Source organism: Sphingomonas sp. G-3-2-10 (genome assembly GCF_012927115.1).
Lineage (GTDB): Bacteria > Pseudomonadota > Alphaproteobacteria > Sphingomonadales > Sphingomonadaceae > Sphingomonas.
Map to the genome: position 1 here is coordinate 330,388 of NZ_JABBFY010000001.1, position 14,187 is coordinate 344,574.

Consider the following 14,187-nt stretch of genomic DNA (forward strand, 5'->3'; position numbering starts at 1 on the left):
ACGTTTCACCGCTGAGGCTGTTCGGCTCGCCGCGAAGTCGTGCTATCGACAGCGGCGAAACAGCGATGGAGAGCGCGATGCGGGTGGTTCTGGGTCTGAGCGGAGCGCTGATGCTGGCGGCGTGCGGTGGCGGCGGCACGACAGGAACCAACTATTCCGATCCGCCGCCGATGGCCGAGATCGTCGCCACGCCCAGCCCGACGCCGTCGCCCAAGGCCGAGCCTTCGCCGAGCCCGTCGCCGGCCGAAGACACGATGACCGAAGCCAACACGATGTAGGGCGCTGTCCGCACATCAGCTTTACGCCTGCGCACATTCGCTATGGTGGACAAAGCCGTGCGGCTTCGGCATTGGAGCGGACATGATGATCGCGCGCCTCGCACTTCGACTTATCCGCCCTTAGGGGCGAGCCGCTTGCGCGCGTGTCTCCCCTAAGGGTGACTTCCAGACCTTAGAACCGACCCTGACCCGGCGAGCGCCCGGTCGAGCCGAGAGACACCGCACATGTTACGCGATCCTTCCGTAAAATACCGTCCGTTCCCGACGATCGACCTGCCCGACCGGCAATGGCCGTCGAAGACGATCACCCAGCCGCCGCGCTGGCTCTCCACCGATATGCGCGACGGCAACCAGTCGCTGATCGATCCGATGGACAGCGAGAAGAAGACGCGCTTCTTCGATCTGCTGCTCAAGGTCGGCGCGAAGGAGATCGAAGTCGGCTTCCCCGCGGCGGGCGCGACCGAGTTCGACTTCATCTCGGGCCTGATCCGCGACGGCAAGATCCCCGACGACGTGATCATCCAGGTGCTGACCCAGTCGCGCCAGGACCTGATCGAGACCAGCTTCCAGAGCCTGAAGGGCGCGAAGCAGGCGATCGTCCATCTCTACAATGCCGTGTCGCCGGCATGGCGGCGCATCGTGTTCAACATGAGCCGCGACGAGGTTCGCGAGATCGCGGTGGCGGGTGCCAAGGTGCTGCGCGACGAAGCCGCGAAGCAGCCCGATACCGAATGGCATTTCGAGTATAGCCCCGAGACCTTCTCGACCGCCGAACTCGATTTCAGCCTGGAGTGCTGCGAGGCGGTGATGGACATCCTCCAGCCCACGCCCGAGCGGCCGATCATCTTCAACCTGCCCGCTACGGTCGAATGCGCGACGCCCAACGTCTATGCCGACCAGATCGAATGGTTCGGGCGCAACATCCGCAACCGCGAGAGCGTGGTGATCTCGCTCCACCCGCACAACGATCGCGGCACCGGCGTGGCTGCGGCCGAGCTGGGGCTGATGGCCGGCGCGGATCGCGTCGAGGGCTGCCTGTTCGGCAATGGCGAGCGTACCGGCAATTGCGATCTCGTGACGCTGGCACTGAACATGTACACGCAGGGGATCGATCCGAAGCTCGATTTCTCGGACATCGACGAGGTCATCAAGACCGTCGAATATTGCAACCAGCTGCCGGTGCATCCGCGCCATCCCTATGCGGGCGAGCTGGTGTTCACCGCGTTCTCGGGCAGCCATCAGGACGCGATCAAGAAGGGCTTCGCGGCGCAGGAAGCGCGCAACGACGAATTCTGGGACGTGCCCTATCTGCCGATCGATCCCAAGGATCTGGGCCGCGACTATGAAGCGGTGATCCGGGTGAACTCGCAGTCGGGCAAGGGCGGCGTCGCCTGGGTGCTCGAGCAGGATCGCGGGCTGAAGCTGCCCAAGCGGATGCAGGCCGATTTCTCGAAGCATGTGCAGGCGCTGGCCGACGAGACCAGCCGCGAACTGAATGCCGCCGATATCGGCGCGCTGTTCGACCGGACCTATCTGCCCGGCGAAGGCGCGCGGTTCGGATTGGAGGATTATGAGGAAAGCGGCGCGGCAGGCAGCCGCGTGTTCGTCGGCCGCATCGCGGTGGACGGCGAGGTCCGCTCGATCTCCGGGCGCGGCAACGGCCTGATCTCGGGCGTGATCGACGCGCTTGCCGGCACCACCGGGCCGAGCCTCGACGTGGTCGATTATAGCGAGCACGCCATCGGCCACGGCGCCGACGCGCAGGCCGCCGCCTATGTCGAGTGCCGCACCGCCGATGGGCGGACGGTGTTCGGCGTGGGGATCGACGCGGACATCGCGACCGCTTCGGTGCGGGCGGTGCTCAGCGCGGCGAACCGGGCCTAGTCTCTTCTCATTCGTCATCCCGGCGAAAGCCGGGATGACTCGTTCAAGACCGGCGGAGCGCTATTGGCTGATGCTGAAGGGTTGGAAGATAGTGTATTTCGTACTATTATCCGCCCATGTCCGGCTTTTCCCAATCCGATAGCATCTGGGTCCATGCCCACGGTCGCTACCGTCGGGTGAGCTGCGGCGATCTCGACTGGATCGAGGCCGAGCGCGACTATGTCCGTCTGCATACGCCGGGTGGCTCGTTCCTGCATCATGAGACGATGGCCTCGATCGAAGCGCGGATCGGGGCCACTGCGTTCCGCCGCGTACACCGCTCCGCCATCGTCCGCTGGGACCGGGCGAGCGAAGTGCGGCGCAATCCGGATGGTGCGTTGACCGTCATTACCGGGGGTGGGGCCGAGGTGAGGGTGGGGCGCAGCTATGCCCGGGGCCTGCTGGACGAGCTAGCCAGCCGCGCGCCGTTCGCCGCCTGATCATCGCGCAATATTGTGACAATGCTGCCACAGGCGCGGCACAACTTATATAATGCGAAACGCAATATGATCGTTTCGCGCAATCGTCGATCGTATCGCGAAAGCGCATCGCAGCCACTCGCTGCAATCACGGCCCCACGCAACAAGACAAAGGGGCGAACACATGCGAACGATCCACCAACTCCTTTCGGCGACCGCGCTTGCGACCGCGATCCTCCTGCCCGGCGTGGCGCAGGCGCAGGACGCGCCCGCCGCCGATGAAACCGAAGCCGCGCCGCAGGACGAAGCACCGATCATCGTCACCGGTTCGCGCATCGCGCGGCCGGGCCTGACCTCGGTCGTGCCGGTCACGACGATGCAGGTCAGCGAACTGACCGACACCGGCAACGTGTCGCTGGGCGACGCGCTCAACAATCTGCCGTCGATGCACGCGACCTTCAGCCAGGCCAATTCGGGCGGCTTCATCGGAACGGCGGGTCTCAGCCTGCTCGACCTTCGCGGTCTCGGCACCGCGCGCACGCTGGTGCTGGTCAATGGCCGCCGCCACGTCACCGCGCAGCCGGGCACGCCGACCAGCGTCGACGTGAACACGATTCCGGTCGATCTGCTCGAGCGCGTCGACGTCGTAACCGGCGGCAATTCGGCAATTTATGGCTCGGACGCAGTCGCGGGCGTGGTCAACTTCGTCACCAAGCGCAATTTCGAGGGCTTCCGCTTCCGTGCGCAGGCCGGCGCGAGCGGGCGTGGCGATCGCGGCAGCTATCTGCTCTCGGCGACGGCGGGCAAGAATTTCTCCGAAGGCCGCGGCAACATCGCGGCGTCGCTGGAATATTCCTATGCCGACGACGTCTATTATACCGATCGTGACGATCTGTACGGCGCCTATTCGGGCCGTCCGCAGTTCAACGCGGTGCAGAATACGCTGGGCGAAGGCGCTGCGGGCGACGGCATCCCGGACAACGCCTTCCTGCGCGGCGTGCGCAACGGCAATATCTCCGAAGGCGGCACCTATGCCGCGGCCTGTCCGGCGGCGGTTCCGGCGGGCGATCCGAACTTCGCTGCGGTGCAGGCGCGCCGCGCGCTGAACTGCACCGGCGAGCGGAGCAACACTGGTGCGGAACTCGGCGTCAATTTCCACTTCGATGGCAACGGCAATCTCAACCCGAACAATTGCGTTCGCGATCTGCGTCCGGTCGGTTCGAACAACTGCATCGGCGGGCAGGGCTCGACGCTGCGCCTGACCGGTCAGCTGCTGCCCCGGCTCGAGCGCAAGTCGGCGAACATGCTGGCCAGCTATGAGTTCAGCCCGGCGTTCCGCGCCTTCTTCGAAGGCAAGTTCGTCCGCATCGACGGCAACCAGGAAGGCCAGCCGACCAGCATCGCCAACCTGCAGGGCACCTACAGCATCAACAATCCGTTCCTGACCACCCAGGCGCGCAACGTGCTGACCCGCAGCCTCGCTCCGGGGGCGACGACGTTCAGCATCCAGCGCTTCAACGTCGATTTCGGCGGGCGCGGCGAGCAGTATCGGCGCGACACCTTCCGCCTTGTCGGCGGCTTCGATGGCGTGTTCAACGACGATTGGCGCTACGAAGTCGCGGTCAATTACGGGCAGACCGACACACATTTCGACGCGACCAACCGCATCCTGCTGCAGAATTTCCGCAACGCGGCCGACGCGGTGCTGTCGGGCGGGCAGATCGTCTGCGCGATCAACGCCGACGCCAATCCGAACAACAATGACGCGGCCTGCGTGCCGATCAACGTGTTCGGCAACGGCAAGCCGTCACAGGCGGCGCTCGATTATGTCAGCGCCGACGTCTATCGCGACGAGCGGGCGACCTTCTTCGGCGCCAGCGCCTTCGTGTCGGGCGACCTTTCACAGCTGTTCGAGCTGCCCGGCGGCCCGATCGCCTTCGCCATCGGCGGCGAGTATCGCGCCGAAACCGCGCGTTCGCTCTACGATCCGATCACCGCGAGCGGCGCGACCGACTTCAACGTGATCCTGCCCTTCGTGTCGCCGACGCTGAAGGTGAAGGAAGCCTATGGCGAAGTCCGCATCCCGCTGCTGAAGGGCATTACGGGGATCGAGGAACTCTCGATCGAAGGCGCCGCGCGCATCTCCAGCTACAATGGCGGGGCGGGATCGACCGGTGACGTCTGGACCTATAATTTCGGCGGCGTCTATTCGCCGGTGCCCGGGGTGCGTTTCCGCGGCGGCTATGCCCGCTCGGTGCGCGCGCCGACGCTGGTGAACCTGTACCGTCCGGCGTCGCAGACCTTCCTCAACGGTCTGATCGATCCGTGCAGCCAGACCAACATCAACAACGGCACTTCGCATCGCGTGGCGAACTGCGCGGCGGCGGGTGTGCCGACGTCGGAAATCATCGCCGGCGTCAGCGTACCCTGGACCAACGTGCCCTCGTCGGGCATTCGCGGCCTGAACGGCAGCAACTCCAATCTCGAGGAAGAGCGCGGGACCAGCATCACCATCGGTGCGGTGTTCCAGCCGCGCTTCCTGCCGGGCTTCTCGCTGACCGTCGATTATTACGACATCAAGGTCGAGAACGTCATCTTCTCGCTCGGCGCGCAGACGGTGATCGACCTGTGCTATGACAATCCCAGCGGCATCAGCAACCAGTATTGCGCGGCGGTCTTCCGCCGTCCGGACGGAACGTTCCTGGGCCAGTCGAACCGCAATGTCGGCGGATCGACGGTGCAATATACGGTCGGCGCGAACGACAATTCGTTCGTCTCCGGTCCGTTCAACTTCGCACGGCTGGAAACGTCGGGCATCGATTTCGATGCGACCTACCAGACCCGCCTCCTCGGCGGCGACCTGAACCTGCGCGGCGTGTTCAGCTGGCTGCTGAAGCGGGATTCGTACAGCAACGTCAACGATCCGACCTTCCGCGATCGTGCGAAGGGCGAGTTGAACGAGCCGGAATATGCCGCCAGTCTCGAAGCCAATCTCGACTTCGGCAAGTTCGATCTGAACTATAACCTGCGGTACATCACCGGCATGACGGTCGACTTCTACGAGACCCAGCACCCGCTCGACGGGCGCCCGGCGACCGATCTCGACAAGTTCCCGGTCGTGTGGACTCCGGATACCTTCTACCACTCGTTCCGCCTCGGGTTCGAGCCGGTGAAGAGCTACCGCTTCTATGTCGGCGTCGACAATCTGTTCGACACCGCGCCGCCTTTCGGCTTCGACGGCACCTGCGGTACCGGCGGCGTCTTCTCGTGTGGCTCGGGCGGCACGGGCACGGCGGTCTATGAGAATGTCGGCCGCTTCTTCTATGCGGGAGCCGTGATCAAGTTCTGATCGCTGCCCCGCGATCAGGTTTGACGGTTCCCACAGGGGCCGGCGGAAGGAAGACCGCCGGCCCCAATTTTTTGCCTGATCCCGGTCAGTCCTGACCGAGGAAGATGAACTTGCCGTCGGCGATGTCGAGGATGCCGAACTGGGTCGAGTTGAACGCGATCGAGACGAAGCGGCCCTTGCGGTCGCGGATCATCCATTCGAGCGGCTTGCCGATCGAGACGATGACGGGCCGTTCCAAGCGATAGGGCTCCATCCGCGCATCCACGAACGGATCGGCGACCCACGCGACCTGTCCGTCAGCACCGATGGCGGCGACGCCGCGACCGTCGCGCTCGACATAGAAGATCAGGCCCGAGTCCGGATCCCTGTAGGACTGTGGCGTATGGGGTGTGGGGAGCGTGGCATGGCCGATATATTGCGCCATTGCGGGCTGGGCGAACGCCGCAGCCGCAACGGCGATCGGAAGCCGGAAGCGGGCCAATATGCGCGCCGGCGACTTTACGGGATTCTGCATCGGACCTCTCGCATTCGAGGAGAGGGCATTCAGCGTCGGGATGATGGCGGCAAGATGACCCCGGCGCGAAGCATACGTTCGTCGCCCAGTGCTGCCGTTCGTCGAAAGGGCGGTGGTTCGCCGCTGGCGCAATGCCCAGTCTGCGGGCGATGATGATGATGCACGATCCGCCAGCGCTCCCGTCGCTCCGCACCATCGGCTGGTGCGGCGGAACCGCCAGCCTGGGGCCGGCGGAGCTTCTGCCGGATTTGCCGGAGGGCGGGTTCGCCGCGATCTTCGCCTTTGGCCGGAAGCTGCTGGCGGCGGGGCCCGGGGCGATGCCGGTGTGCGACGGCGAGGCGTTGCTGGCCGTGTCGCTGGATACCTCCTTCATGCTCGATGCCGCCGGATGCGAATGGCATCCCAATCTGCGGTTCATCGGATTTCGCGACGCCGGCGACGAGGTCGCATGGCTGATGGCCGAGGCGTTGCGGCGCGAATGCATCGATGGCGGCAGGCATGGCCCCGATTATGCCCGGCGGATCGCCGAGATTCTCGCGATCCGGCTGGCCGGACGGCATATCCGCATCGACACCGATCAGCCGCTGCAAGGCGGGCTTACCGGGCATCGGCTGCGCGCCTGTCTCGATCATATCGAGCGCAATCTGCATCGCGACATCGAACTGGCCGAGCTTGCTACGCTGGCGGGCCTGAGCACGCCGCATTTCTCGCGGGCGTTTCGCCGGTCGCTGGGCGAACCGCCCTACCGATACTTCCGGCGCCGGCGGATCGAGCGCGCCAAGGCACTGCTGGTCGAAACCGATCAGGGCATCGCGCAGATCGCGCTGGAATGCGGCTATGCCGCCCAGTCGCACTTCAGCTCGGCGTTCAAGCTGATGACGATGACCACCCCGGCTGCGTGGCGCCGGGCGGGCAAGGGCTAAAGCGCGGCGATACGGTGCGTCGGGGCGCTCGACTGCGCGACGGGGAAGCCCTGTTCGGTCCAGGCCGCGAAGCCGCCGTTCACGATCTTCACCGCGAAGCCCAGCTTGGCGATCTCGTGCGAGACCCGCACCGCGTCGAGCCGCTGCGCGTCGCTGCCATAGACCGCGATATAGGGCGCGGCGGGCAGCAACCGCAGCGTGTCGCTGCTGATGCTGTCGGCATCCATATGGACCGCACCGGCAATATGCGCGGCGCGGAAGGCGCGGCCGATCCGCGCGTCGATCAGCGGCGGCGCCTTGCCGCGCAGCTGTGCGTCGAACAGGTCGCAAACGTCGATCTCGAATTCAAGCCGATGAGCCATGAGTGCCGCCATTACGCGAGGGGGCAGGGCAGGGGTATCGATGGTTTCGGGATGGCTACCGGCCTCGCGCGCGACGAATTCGATAGGCGCGGTGCCAAGTCCGGCCATTTCCGCGACGTCTTGTTCGAAACGCTCCATCACACCCTCCTCCCACAGAGTGATCGGAATGGACCCTCGCGTGCGCCGCGGCTCAAGCGTGAAGTGACCGGATGGATGATGTCGGGGACGAAACGGAGCGGATCAGACCGCCGCGGCGTGCACGGGGCGCTTTCCCACAAGGGACGAGGTGAGCGTCAGGCTGCGTTGCAGTTCGCCCGCTGTCTCGAGGATATGCTCCTCGGCGCGGATCGGATCGGCTTCGGCAAGCGCCGCTGCTTCGCGCAGTTCGTGCGCCAGACCGCGGGGATCGTAATGGACGCGCGCGGCCTGCAAATCCGCGGCGAGCGCTTCGCTTTCCAGCCGGGCGGCTTCGCCGGCGGCTTCCTGGGCATCGTGAGCGAGCTGGCGCGCGGTGACGATGCCGACCACCAGCCAGTAGAACAGCGAATAATAGAAGCTGCGGCCCTGAAGTTCGTAGAGATAGGCGCTGGAATAGGGGATGGGCTGCATCCCGTCGAAGCCGAACCGGGCGAACAACATGGTGATATAGGCGATCGGGATCGACCAGATCGCGGTGGCGGCCGTACCCAGCAGCGCATGCAGCAGGATCGCGGGTTGCGGCTTGCCCTTGCGGAACATCGGCGCATGACGGGCGAGCCAGATGATGAGCGGCGTCATCAGTGCCCACACCGTCCAGTCGATCAGTCCGTCGAGCATCACGACATAGGCGCTGCGCCAGCCCATATCGGGCACGATGATCCATTGCTGCAGCGTGATCAGCGCCGAGATCACGACGATCGCGGCAGCCGCTCCGAAAATGATACGCATCGCGCGCCGCATGGCCCGTTCGCTCGCTTGCACCTGAAACCGCTCTAAGACATACTCCGATTAGCAATGCTGACGCCAGCCCCTGATTATCGGACCTGTCCCCGTGGCGACTGAACCGCGCATGGTCGAGCCGTCGCCGTGGCGGATCGCGCTGGTCGCGTTCGCCTTCGGCACGTTCGCGGCCGGGCTGTACATGAGCAATGCGCTGATGGCGGTGTGGGCCTATTCGGTGCCGCACCCGCGGATCGAGATCGTCACCCGGTTGCTGCTGCTGTTCTGGACATGGGCGCCGCTTGCGCCGCTGGTTTGGATCGCGGCGCGGCGCTGGCCGGTCTCCGCGCCGCACATCGTGCAGCGGCTGCTGATCCATCTCGGCGCGGCGCTGGGGATCTGGCTGCTCCACGCGCTGATCTATTGGGCCGCGTTGAACCTGCGCGCATGGCTGGACATCGCGCCGCTGATGCTCGGTGTGCGCTGGCCGCCGCCGAAGATCACGCAGTTGGTGGTGCTGATCGATACCGATCTGGTGATCTATGCGGTGATCGTTGCGACTGCGTCGATCTGGCGCAACCATGCGCGGGCGGTGGCGTCGCGGACGTGGCGCGACCGGGTGGACAGCCGCCGCTCGACCGCGCTGCTCGAAGCGCTACGCCGCCAGCTTCGCCCGCATTTCGTGCTCAATGCGCTCAACATGGCGCTGAGCGAACTGGTCAACCGTCCGAAGCGCGCCCGGGCGGTGCTGACCGATCTCGCCGCGTTGCTCGAAAGCACCGAGCGGCTCGACGGACATCTGGTCGATCTGGAGGGCGAGCTCGACATCGTTCGCGCCCATGCCGCGATCGAGCAGGCGCGGTTCAGCGACCGGCTTGAGGTGCGGTGGGACATCACTGTCCCGCCGGGCCGGGTCGAGGTGCCACCCTTCGCGGTGCAGACGCTGTTCGAGAATGCGGTTCGCCACGGGCTGGAGCAGAGCCGGGGCCCGTTCGCGATCTTCGTGGAAGCGCACAGCTTCTCGGGACGCGTGCGCATCCGCGTGCGCGACAGCGGCGGATCGATCGCCAAGGGCGACGGGCGCGGCGCGGGCATCGCACTCGACAATCTGCGGACCCGGCTCGGCTTGCTGTTCGGCGGTGCGGCGACGCTGAGCCTGCGCGTCGTCGACGGCTGGACGGTGGCCGAAATGGTCCTTCCGGAGAAACCGGTATGAGCACCCGAGTCATCATCGTCGACGACGAGCCGCCCGCGCGCGAGCGGCTCGCGCGGATGCTGGCGGAAATTGGCGGGCTGACGATCGTGGGGGAAGCGTCGGACGGTACGTCCGCGCTGGCGTTGCTCAACGACACAAGGCCCGACATCGCTTTCGTCGACATCAACATGCCCGGTGGCAGCGGGCTCGACATGCTGCGCGCGAGCCCGCCCGATGCGCGGCCCGCGGTCGTGCTGGTCACCGCCCATATCGACTTCGCGGTCGAGGCGCTGGACCTCGACGTCGCCGATTATGTGGTGAAACCCTATACGCTGGAGCGGCTGCGCCAGGCGTGCCGCCGCGCGCAGCTGCTGGGCCGGCCCGCCGCGCCGGCGATCAGCTGGGTCGCGGCGCGCGATGCGGGCGATCTGGTGACGCTGCTGCCGCAGGACGTGATGGCTGTGCTTGCCGAGGGCAACTATGTCCGCATCCTCACCCAGCACGCCGGCTATATGGTCCGTTCCACGCTGAAGCAGATGCAGGAACGGCTGGCGGGGCATGGTTTCGTCGCGATCAGCCGCTCCGCGATCGTGGCGGTGCGCTGGATCGAGCGCCTCTCGCGCGATCGTCATGGGGATGGCGAACTCACGCTGCGTTCCGGCGAGACGATGCGTGTTTCCCGCTCGTTTCGCCGCGATGTCGAAACGGCCTTGCAGGGATAGCGGCTATCGTGCGAATTACAATATTTCAGCAAGGGGGCTAGCTGAATGAAGACTGAATCCGCGACGCAAGAAGACTCTATCGCCGCATCCGAGACCGAAGGCGCGGCGGCGCTGACCGAACTGGAGGCGCATGTGCTTGCCCAGATCGCGGTGCACCAGCCGATTTCCGCTTATGACGTGATGAAGGCGCTGGCGCGATCGCCGGTCAGTTCGCTCTCCGGCAGTACGGGGGCGATTTATCCGATCGTGAAGCGGCTGCGCGATCGCGGGCTGGTCGAAGCGACGCCGGTGAAGGATTCCCCGCGCCGCGCCGAAGTGCTGTCCGCGACGCGCACCGGCCGTGCCGCCGCTGCGCGCTGGGTCGGGCGCGTGTCCGACGCCGATTTGCTGCCGCACGATCCGCTGCGCAGCAAGATCCTGTTCTTCGCGTTGCTGACCAAGCCCGAGCAGATGCGCTTCCTGCTGGAAGCCAGCCGTGCGCTGGAGGACAAGCTGGAGCAGATCGAGAGCTTTGCCCGTGCGCACGAAGGGTTGAACGTCGAACTCGCGACTGCCGGGGCCGTAGTGGGAATCAAGGCGCGGCATCGCTGGCTGAGCGACGTGATGCTGGAAATCTCGCAAAGCTGAGCGGCGCTCACCGTTTCGTCACCCGCGCGCTCCAGTTCGTGCCAAAAGTCTTCGCTATGGCCAGCCTATATTACTAATCGCAATATCATCCGTTTTCGGAGGTGTTGCGAATGTATCTTTACGACCGCGTCGCGCAGAGCAGGGATGAATCGGCCATCGTCGATGCGGCGGGCAAGGCGCATCGCGTGCCGGGCGCAGCCGATGCCGCGGCGGCTGTGCGCAGCTGCAGCACTCGCTATGTGCTCGACAACGGCATTCGCGACATCTGCCTCGAACTGCTGTGCAACCGGCCGGAGGTGATCCGGCCGCAGGACGATTGCTACCGTATCCCGCACCAGAGCATGTGGATCGAATGGACCGATCCCAAGGTCGCGGCGATCTCCGGTGCGGCCAGCCAGCGGGCGGGCATGTTCGTCCAGACGGACGAAACCGGCCGTCGCGGCACGGTGCAGAGCTATAGCCAGGATATCGAGGGCCGGCCCTGGGCCACGCAGATCCTGTTCTCGTTCGATTTCGAGAACGAGATTTCGTCCGACGATGCCTTGTGCGGCATGGAGTTCGATCAGGGCGACAATCCGGCCGAGCTGCGCCGTATCTTCCGCCACGGCCTCGGCCGGATCGATAATGGCTGGCTCAACTATTTCCGCGCTTCGGGCGGATTGAAGCGCACGGACCTGCAGATGATGATGGGCGCATCTTTGCCCGATTTCGGGATGCTGTGCGCCTTCCTGCTGCTGCTGAGTCTCGAATGCGCCGCGACCGAACCCCGCCAGGGACTGGAGAAGATCAACCGCGCCCGCGGCAAGGCCGGCAAGGCGCTGCTGCTCGATCATGTCGAGGTAAGCCTGAGGCTGGCGGTGGTCGGCGGCCGCGACGGTGCCGCCGGGCAGGGCGACCGCGCGGCGGCGCGGCTGCATCAGGTGCGCGGTCATCTGGTGCGGCGCGCGGGCAAAACCTTCTGGCGGACGCACCATTTGCGCGGCGATGTGGGGCAGGGACTGATCGCCAGCCGCACGGTGAAGGTAACCGGCGGCGGCGAAGCGTTGCGGCGGCGGCTGGGCTAGCGCCGGCGGACGATCTCGCAGCCCACGCGAGCGTCGGGATAGATATCGAGCTTCATCGAACGCACCCGCACCCCGGTGACGCGCGGGTCGCGCATCGCCAGCCGGGCGACTTCGTCGCACAGCGTTTCCTGCAATTCGAAATGCCGCGCTTCGGTCAGCGCGCGGATGCCTTCGCGCAGGAAGTCGTAATCGACCACCGCGTCGATCCGGTCCTCGGGCGTTTCGGGATAGGCGCAGTCCATCGCGACGTGCAGCATCACCCGCTGCGGGGCGGCGCGCTCATGGTCGTGGATGCCGAGGCCCATGCTGACCTCCAGCGCTTCCAGATGGATCGTATATTCAGCCATGCGGCCGCTCGCGCCCCTCGAACATCACATCGCCGTCGCGCTTCAGGAATCGCTGGCCGCAATCGACGAATATATTCTGCCCGGTGATGCTGCGCGTGACGAGCAGATGTTCGACGGTGGCGGCAATATCGTCGAGCGCGACCGGGTGCTGGAGCAGGTTCTGGCGCGAATGTTCGGAGAATTCGGCTTCGGTCTGGTCGAGGCTGGGGAGGGTGAGCCCCGGCGAAACGGCGTTGACGCGGATGCGGGGGGCGAGCGCCTGCGCCATCATCGTCGTCGCGGCCTGAAGCGCCGCCTTGCTGCAGGTGTAGGTGAAGAAATCCGGGTTCAGATTGTCCACCTTCTGGTCGAGCAGGTTCACCACCGCGCCATCGTCGAGATCGGGCTGGGCGGCGACCGCGGAGACCAAAGCGACCGGCGCGCCGAGATTCACCCGCATATGCTGGTCGAGCAGCGTAAAGTCCGCGATGGGCAGGGCGTCGAACGCGAACATCGACGCGTTGTTGACGAGGCCGTCGATCGGCCCGCCCAGTCCCTCGCGAGCGGCTTCGATCAGTGCCGGGGCGGTCGCGGCCTCGGCCAGTTCGCCGCTCACCACGCAGACCTGCCCGCCCGCCGCGGCGATGGCCGCGCGCAGCATCTCGGCTTCGTCGGGCGAATGATGATGATGGATCGCGACCGAATGGCCGCGCAGCGCGAGGCGGCGGGCAATGCCCGCGCCGATCCGCCGCGCACCGCCGGTCACCAATATCCGCATCGGCTCAGTAACCCATCAGCTTCAGCACTTCGGCGCGGCTGCGTTCGTCCTCGCGGAAAACGCCCATCATCCGGCTGGTGACCATGCCGACACCGGGCGTGCGGACGCCGCGCGCGGTCATGCAGGCGTGGCTCGCTTCGATCACCACCGCGACGCCCTGCGGATTGAGTTCGTTCCAGATACAGTCCGCCACTTGCGCGGTGAGGCGTTCCTGCACCTGAAGCCGGCGGGCATAGGCGTGCAGCACGCGCGCCAGCTTCGAAATGCCGACGACCCGATTGTTGGGCAGATAGGCAATCGAAGCCTTGCCGATGATCGGCGCCATGTGATGTTCGCAATGCGACTGGAACGGGATGCCGGTCAGCAGGACGATGTCGTCGTAACCGCCGACCTCCTCGAACACGCGGCTGAGATGGTGCGCCGGATCCTCGCCATAGCCCTGGCAATATTCCTTCCATGCGCGGCCGACGCGCGCGGGCGTGTCGAGCAGGCCTTCGCGGCTGGGGTCGTCGCCCGACCAGCGCAGCAGGGTGCGGATCGCTTCCTGCACCTCTTCGGGAACCGGAATCTTGGCCGGCGATGCAATGATGTCGCCATCGTCAGGTGAATCGTGAATTTCGGCCATTATTCCTGTCTTTCCCGTGCATTTCCGCTTTGACGTTACGGCAAGCTGGATTCCAGCAAGTTTATCTGTGTGACATCCCTGTATCGCCTTGGGAAAAAGCGCCTGAACCCGGTCTGTTCCGGCCTCTATTCCCGTTGACGCGTGGAAATTCGCAGCGTTAGGTT

The 14,187-nt window shown here is 65.6% G+C and carries 15 protein-coding genes; 9 read left to right on the forward strand and 6 right to left on the reverse strand.

Features of this window, described 5'->3' with window-relative positions; all coding sequences use genetic code 11:
* The first annotated feature begins 77 nt into the window (after positions 1–77).
* From HHL13_RS01645 to HHL13_RS01660, 4 genes are all read left to right on the forward strand, one after another.
* Positions 78–278: a hypothetical protein gene (locus HHL13_RS01645; protein WP_169554040.1), complete on the forward strand. Its 201-nt coding sequence runs from the start codon at positions 78–80 to the stop codon at positions 276–278.
* A gap of 225 nt (positions 279–503) precedes the next feature.
* Positions 504–2,162, forward strand: a complete 1,659-nt coding sequence (gene leuA / locus HHL13_RS01650) for a 2-isopropylmalate synthase (protein WP_169554041.1) — start codon at positions 504–506, stop codon at positions 2,160–2,162.
* Between the two features lie 116 nt (positions 2,163–2,278).
* Positions 2,279–2,641: a LytTR family DNA-binding domain-containing protein gene (locus tag HHL13_RS01655; RefSeq protein ID WP_169554042.1), complete on the forward strand. Its 363-nt coding sequence runs from the start codon at positions 2,279–2,281 to the stop codon at positions 2,639–2,641.
* Positions 2,642–2,804: 163 nt separating this feature from the next.
* Positions 2,805–5,969 (forward strand): TonB-dependent receptor, encoded by a 3,165-nt coding sequence (locus HHL13_RS01660; protein ID WP_169554043.1) that lies wholly within the window; start codon positions 2,805–2,807, stop codon positions 5,967–5,969.
* An 85-nt stretch (positions 5,970–6,054) separates the two neighbouring features.
* Here HHL13_RS01660 and HHL13_RS01665 read toward each other — a convergent pair whose 3' ends face one another.
* Entirely contained in the window at positions 6,055–6,483 is a 429-nt protein-coding gene (locus HHL13_RS01665) for a hypothetical protein (RefSeq protein ID WP_169554044.1), read from the reverse strand.
* Between the two features lie 131 nt (positions 6,484–6,614).
* Here HHL13_RS01665 and HHL13_RS01670 point away from each other — a divergent pair, with 131 nt between their 5' ends.
* Positions 6,615–7,406 (forward strand): AraC family transcriptional regulator, encoded by a 792-nt coding sequence (locus HHL13_RS01670; protein WP_169554045.1) that lies wholly within the window; start codon positions 6,615–6,617, stop codon positions 7,404–7,406.
* On the opposite strand, the gene HHL13_RS01675 is transcribed toward HHL13_RS01670, so the two are convergent.
* Positions 7,403–7,906, reverse strand: a complete 504-nt coding sequence (locus tag HHL13_RS01675) for a rhodanese-like domain-containing protein (RefSeq protein WP_169554046.1) — start codon at positions 7,904–7,906, stop codon at positions 7,403–7,405. The genes HHL13_RS01670 and HHL13_RS01675 overlap by 4 nt on opposite strands.
* 102 nt (positions 7,907–8,008) lie before the next feature.
* Complete coding sequence (locus HHL13_RS01680; protein WP_169554047.1) at positions 8,009–8,695, reverse strand: hypothetical protein; 687 nt, start codon at positions 8,693–8,695, stop codon at positions 8,009–8,011.
* 103 nt (positions 8,696–8,798) lie between these two features.
* Here HHL13_RS01680 and HHL13_RS22425 point away from each other — a divergent pair, with 103 nt between their 5' ends.
* The 4 genes from HHL13_RS22425 (at position 8,799) to HHL13_RS01700 (ending at position 12,294) form a co-directional block, all read left to right on the forward strand.
* Positions 8,799–9,902 (forward strand): histidine kinase, encoded by a 1,104-nt coding sequence (locus HHL13_RS22425; protein ID WP_169554048.1) that lies wholly within the window; start codon positions 8,799–8,801, stop codon positions 9,900–9,902.
* Positions 9,899–10,603 carry a LytTR family DNA-binding domain-containing protein gene (locus HHL13_RS01690; protein ID WP_169554049.1) on the forward strand — a complete coding sequence of 235 codons (705 nt, stop codon included), beginning with the start codon at positions 9,899–9,901 and terminating at the stop codon, positions 10,601–10,603. The genes HHL13_RS22425 and HHL13_RS01690 overlap by 4 nt, the downstream gene beginning before the upstream one ends.
* A 45-nt stretch (positions 10,604–10,648) precedes the next feature.
* Positions 10,649–11,230 (forward strand): helix-turn-helix transcriptional regulator, encoded by a 582-nt coding sequence (locus tag HHL13_RS01695; RefSeq protein WP_169554050.1) that lies wholly within the window; start codon positions 10,649–10,651, stop codon positions 11,228–11,230.
* 110 nt (positions 11,231–11,340) lie between these two features.
* Positions 11,341–12,294, forward strand: coding sequence for a hypothetical protein (locus tag HHL13_RS01700; protein WP_169554051.1), 954 nt, complete (start codon positions 11,341–11,343; stop codon positions 12,292–12,294).
* Here HHL13_RS01700 and HHL13_RS01705 read toward each other — a convergent pair.
* From HHL13_RS01705 to folE, 3 genes are read right to left on the reverse strand one after another with little or no spacing between them, the layout of a single operon-like run.
* A complete protein-coding gene (locus HHL13_RS01705) occupies positions 12,291–12,641 on the reverse strand; it encodes a dihydroneopterin aldolase (protein WP_169554052.1) in 351 nt (116 codons plus the stop codon). The genes HHL13_RS01700 and HHL13_RS01705 overlap by 4 nt on opposite strands.
* Entirely contained in the window at positions 12,634–13,398 is a 765-nt protein-coding gene (locus tag HHL13_RS01710) for an SDR family NAD(P)-dependent oxidoreductase (RefSeq protein ID WP_169554053.1), read from the reverse strand. Before HHL13_RS01710 ends, HHL13_RS01705 begins: the two co-directional genes overlap by 8 nt.
* A gap of 4 nt (positions 13,399–13,402) precedes the next feature.
* Complete coding sequence (gene folE, locus HHL13_RS01715; RefSeq protein WP_169554054.1) at positions 13,403–14,023, reverse strand: GTP cyclohydrolase I FolE; 621 nt, start codon at positions 14,021–14,023, stop codon at positions 13,403–13,405.
* Positions 14,024–14,187 lie beyond the last annotated feature (164 nt).

What these genes read in the sequence shown, in the direction of transcription:
- HHL13_RS01665 (WP_169554044.1), bottom strand. Translation starts at nt 6,483, where the DNA reads ATGCAGAATCCCGTAAAGTCGCCGGCGCGCATATTGGCCCGCTTCCGG.
- HHL13_RS01710 (WP_169554053.1), bottom strand. Translation starts at nt 13,398, where the DNA reads ATGCGGATATTGGTGACCGGCGGTGCGCGGCGGATCGGCGCGGGCATT.
- HHL13_RS01705 (WP_169554052.1), bottom strand. Translation starts at nt 12,641, where the DNA reads ATGGCTGAATATACGATCCATCTGGAAGCGCTGGAGGTCAGCATGGGC.
- HHL13_RS01695 (WP_169554050.1), top strand. Translation starts at nt 10,649, where the DNA reads ATGAAGACTGAATCCGCGACGCAAGAAGACTCTATCGCCGCATCCGAG.
- HHL13_RS01690 (WP_169554049.1), top strand. Translation starts at nt 9,899, where the DNA reads ATGAGCACCCGAGTCATCATCGTCGACGACGAGCCGCCCGCGCGCGAG.
- leuA (WP_169554041.1), top strand. Translation starts at nt 504, where the DNA reads ATGTTACGCGATCCTTCCGTAAAATACCGTCCGTTCCCGACGATCGAC.
- HHL13_RS01675 (WP_169554046.1), bottom strand. Translation starts at nt 7,906, where the DNA reads ATGGAGCGTTTCGAACAAGACGTCGCGGAAATGGCCGGACTTGGCACC.
- folE (WP_169554054.1), bottom strand. Translation starts at nt 14,023, where the DNA reads ATGGCCGAAATTCACGATTCACCTGACGATGGCGACATCATTGCATCG.
- HHL13_RS01680 (WP_169554047.1), bottom strand. Translation starts at nt 8,695, where the DNA reads ATGCGTATCATTTTCGGAGCGGCTGCCGCGATCGTCGTGATCTCGGCG.
- HHL13_RS01700 (WP_169554051.1), top strand. Translation starts at nt 11,341, where the DNA reads ATGTATCTTTACGACCGCGTCGCGCAGAGCAGGGATGAATCGGCCATC.
- HHL13_RS01655 (WP_169554042.1), top strand. Translation starts at nt 2,279, where the DNA reads ATGTCCGGCTTTTCCCAATCCGATAGCATCTGGGTCCATGCCCACGGT.
- HHL13_RS01670 (WP_169554045.1), top strand. Translation starts at nt 6,615, where the DNA reads ATGCCCAGTCTGCGGGCGATGATGATGATGCACGATCCGCCAGCGCTC.
- HHL13_RS01645 (WP_169554040.1), top strand. Translation starts at nt 78, where the DNA reads ATGCGGGTGGTTCTGGGTCTGAGCGGAGCGCTGATGCTGGCGGCGTGC.
- HHL13_RS01660 (WP_169554043.1), top strand. Translation starts at nt 2,805, where the DNA reads ATGCGAACGATCCACCAACTCCTTTCGGCGACCGCGCTTGCGACCGCG.